General features: G+C 70.6%; 2 protein-coding genes. Both read left to right on the plus strand.

The features are described 5' to 3' along the window. A partial coding sequence (locus FL311_RS41610) for a type I polyketide synthase (RefSeq protein WP_141333154.1) occupies window positions 1-3038 on the plus strand: 3038 nt, incomplete at its 5' end. Between the two features lie 11 nt (window positions 3039-3049). Continuing rightward, window positions 3050-4151: polyketide synthase (locus FL311_RS41615; RefSeq protein ID WP_141333155.1), on the plus strand; the 1102-nt coding region annotated here is incomplete at its 3' end.

The raw sequence follows: 4151 nt of genomic DNA on the forward strand, positions 1-4151 counted from the left end.
GGCTGGAGTGGGTGGCGAGTCTGAGGAAGGGGAAGGGGGAGTGGGAGACGGCGCTGGAGGCGCTGGGGGCGCTGTACGTGAAGGGAGTGGAGGTGGCGTGGAGCGAGTACGAGAAGCCGTACGCGCGCCGCACCGTGTCCCTGCCCACCTACCCGTTCCAGCGGCAGCGCTACTGGTGGACCCGCGAGCCGCGGGGACAGAGCGCGCTGCTCGCGCCGCGTGAGGCTCGAACCATCAAGCCGCACCTCGGGACCCGGCTGTACTCACCCGCGTTCGACGACATCATCTACAGCACGACGCTCGGGGCGTTCCGTCCGGCGTACCTCGATGACCACCGTCTCTACGGCACGGTCGTCACGCCGGCGGCCTCTCACCTCTCGATGGTCCTGTCGGCCGTCGTGGAGACCTTCGGTCCCCAGGCCTGCACGCTGGAGAACCTCACGTTCCACCAGGCGCTGGTGCTCGCGGACGACGAGCTGCGTCCGCTCCAGCTCATCTTCTCGCCGCATGCGGAGGGCTACTCCCTCAAGCTGATGACGCAGGGCGAGTCCGGTGACTGGGTGCTGCACGGCACCGGTGAGCTGCGAGTGGACCCGTCCCAGGTGTCCACGCCGAGGACGCTGCCCGCGCGTGACGCCGTGCTGGCGCGCTGCACCGAGTCGCGCTCGGGAGACGACTTCTACAAGTTCTTCCGAGCCATGGGCTACACGCTGGGCCCGAGCTTCCGCTGGATTGGTCCCTTCCAGCGCAGCCAGGACGAGGCGTTCGGCCAGATGCAGCAGCCGGAGCTGCCGGACTCCCCGGACAACTACCAGCTGTATCCGGGCCTCATCGACTCGTGCTTCCAGATGCTCGCCAACTGGATGGTGAGCGACGCGACGAGCCTGGCCGACGCGCTGGCGATTCCGTTCAGTGTCTCGAAGCTCAACTTCTTCCGCCGTCCGCGGGGCGCGCTGTGGTGCTACGCGAAGTCCACCGCGGGCGAGCGGGCCATCACGGAAGAAATCCTCAGTGGCGACGTGCAGCTCTTCGATGAGCACGGCCCGGTGGCGGAGATTCTCGGCTTCCACGCGCGTCGCGCCAGCCGTGAGGTCCTCCAGGCCAGCACGCACAAGAAGTCCGAGGAGCGCATCTACGAGGTGGCGTGGACCCCCGAGCCCCTGCCGCCCGCGCCGCTGCCCCAGGCCGAGTCCCACCCGTGGCTGCTGTTGCTGGACGCGCAAGGCGTCGGCGAGCAGCTGGCCACGCGGCTGGAGGAGCGCGGAGCCTCCGTCATCCGCGTGCGTCCTGGCGCTGGATTCCGGAACACGGCCCCGAAGCGCTTCGAGGTCGACGCGAGCGCTCCGGCCGACTTCACCCGACTGCTGCGCGAGGCCCTGAATGGAGCCCCGTGCGCGGGCGCTGTCTACCTGTGGGGCCTGGACCAGACCTCCTCCGAGGAGACTCGGTCCGCCGAGGCCCTGCATCAGGCGACGCTCCAGGCCACGGCGGGAGCGCTGCACCTGACGCAGGCACTCGTGGCCAGCGGCACGCAGTCTCCGCTGTGGCTCGTCACGCAGGGCGCGCAGCCCGCCGATGGCGTGGCGGTGTCCTCGCCCGTGCAGGCGTCACTGTGGGGCCTGGGCCGGGTCATCGACCTGGAGCACGGTGAGCTGCGCTGCGGCCGCATCGACCTGGACCCTCGGGACGTGAAGGGCAGCGTGTCCTCGCTGCTCACCGAGCTGCTGCGCTCCAGCGACACGCCGGGAGTCGAGGTGGCCCTCCGTCGGGAGCGGCGCCTGCGTCCCCAGCTCCAGCGGGCGAAGGGTGGCGCGGAGGTCACCTCCTTCCGCGCGGACGGCACGTACCTGATTACGGGAGGTCTGGGGGCGCTCGGTCTGTCGATGGCGCGGTGGCTGGTGGAGCACGGCGCGCGTCACCTGGTCCTCGTGGGACGACGTGAGCCCACGGCGGAGGCTCGCACGGTGCTCGCGGAGCTGGAGCAGGCGGGGGCGAGCGTCACGGTGGCCTCGGCGGATGTGGCGCGTGAGGCGGACGTCGCGGCGCTGCTGGCGCGCATCGACGAGGGGGCGGTGCCGCTGCTCGGCATCTTCCACGCGGCGGGCATCGTCGAGGACGGGGCGCTGGTGAAGCAGGACGCCCAGCGCTTCGAGCGGGTGATGGCGCCCAAGGTGGCGGGGGCGTGGAACCTCCACCGCCTCACGGAGGCCCGGCCGCTGGAGCACTTCGTCCTCTTCTCGTCGGCCGCGGCGCTGCTCGGCTCTCCGGGACAGAGTGGCTACGCGGCGGCGAACGCCTTCCTGGATGCGCTGGCGCACGTCCGTCGTTCCCGCGGGTTGCCCGCGCTGTCGCTGGACTGGGGCCCGTGGGCCGAGGTGGGCATGGCCACGGACGCGCAGGTGGCCAAGGCGTTGGAGCGCCGGGGCATCCGCGCGCTGCCGACGGCGCAGGGCCTGGAGCTGTTGGGCAAGGCGCTGGGGCACTCGCAGGCGCAGCTCGGGCTCATGCACATCCGGTGGCCGGCGTACATCGAGGGCCTCGGACGACTGGGGCGCTCGGGCTTCTACGCGGCGGTGGCGCCGGCGCGGAAGGAAGAGTCTCGCGCGGCCGTGGCGACGGCGAAGAAGCAGTGGTTGGCGGAGCTGCAGGGCGCGCTGCCGCACGAGCGGCGGGAGGTGCTCGTCCGCAGGCTCCAGGAGGCGGTGGGGCGCGTGCTCCGCCTGGACGTGGCGGGAGGAGTCGATTGGGGCCAGGGCTTCACGGACCTGGGCATGGACTCGCTGATGGCCATCGAGCTGCGCAACGCCCTGCAGGACGGGCTGGGGCACTCGCTGCCTTCGACCATCGCGATGAACCACCCCAACGTGGACTTCCTCGCCGACCACCTCATCGAGGCTGTCTTGAAGTTCAACGACGAGAGGAAGCCCGCCCCGGCGCGTGAGGTGCCGGGCGAGGGCGAGCTCGAGGTGAGCCTCGACGCACTCTCCGACGCGGAGCTGGCCCGTCTGGCGCTCGCGGACCTGGCAACGGATTCCTGAGGAATATCGAGATGACGACCGAGGACATCAACTACCGGCAGATCGTGCAGCAGCAGCTCGTGAAGATTCGCAAGCTGGAGGCCCGGCTGGAGAAGGCCGAGTCGACGCCCCGCGTGGAGCCCATCGCCATCGTCGGAATGGCGTGCCGCTTCCCGGGTGGCGTCACCACGCCGGAGGCGTACTGGGAGCTGTTGCGAGACGGCGTGGACGCCACGATGGAGGTGCCGGCGAATCGCTGGGACGTGGACGCGCTCTATGACCCGAAGCCGCAGGTGCCGGGGAAGATCAACACCCGTCGGGGTGGCTTCCTGAAGGACGTGGACCAGTTCGACGCCCAGTTCTTCGGCATCTCCCCGCGCGAGGCGGCGGCGATGGACCCGCAGCAGCGGCTGTTGCTGGAGGTCGGCTGGGAGGCGCTGGAGCGCGCGGGCTATCCGGTCGAACGCCGGGGTCGGCAGCGCGTGGGCGTCTTCGTGGGCGTGATGAACACGGACTACAGCCAGCGCATGCTCGCGAACGCGGACCTGTCGCAGTTGGACCCGTACTTCGGCACGGCGAAGGGGGCGTGCTTCAGCGCGGGCCGCCTGTCGTACGCGCTGGGCTTCCAGGGCCCAAGCATGGCGGTGGACACGGCGTGCTCGTCGTCACTGGTGGCGATGCACCTGGCCATCCAGAGCCTGCGCCTGGGCGAGTGCCCCGTGGCGCTCGCGGGCGGAGTGAACCTCATCCTCTCCCCGGAGGTGAGCGTCTACCTGGCGAGCAGCGGCGCGCTGTCTCCCGAGGGTCGCTGCAAGACGTTCGATGCCTCGGCGGATGGTTATGCGCGCGGCGAGGGCTGCGGCGTGCTGGTGCTGAAGCGGCTGTCGGACGCGATTGCGGACGGGAACGAAGTGCTGGCGGTGATTCGCGGGACGGCGGTGAACCACGACGGTCCGAGCAGCGGGCTGACGGTGCCGAACGGGATGGCGCAGCAGGCGGTGATACGCCAGGCGCTGGAGAACGGAGGGGTGAAGGCGACGGAGGTCAGCTACCTGGAGGCGCACGGGACGGGGACGTCGCTGGGAGACCCGATTGAAGTGGACGCGATGTGGGGAGCGCTGGGTGAGGGGCGGA

Origin of the sequence: Myxococcus sp. AB025B, from assembly GCF_006518215.1 — a bacterium.
Lineage (GTDB): Bacteria > Myxococcota > Myxococcia > Myxococcales > Myxococcaceae > Myxococcus > Myxococcus fulvus.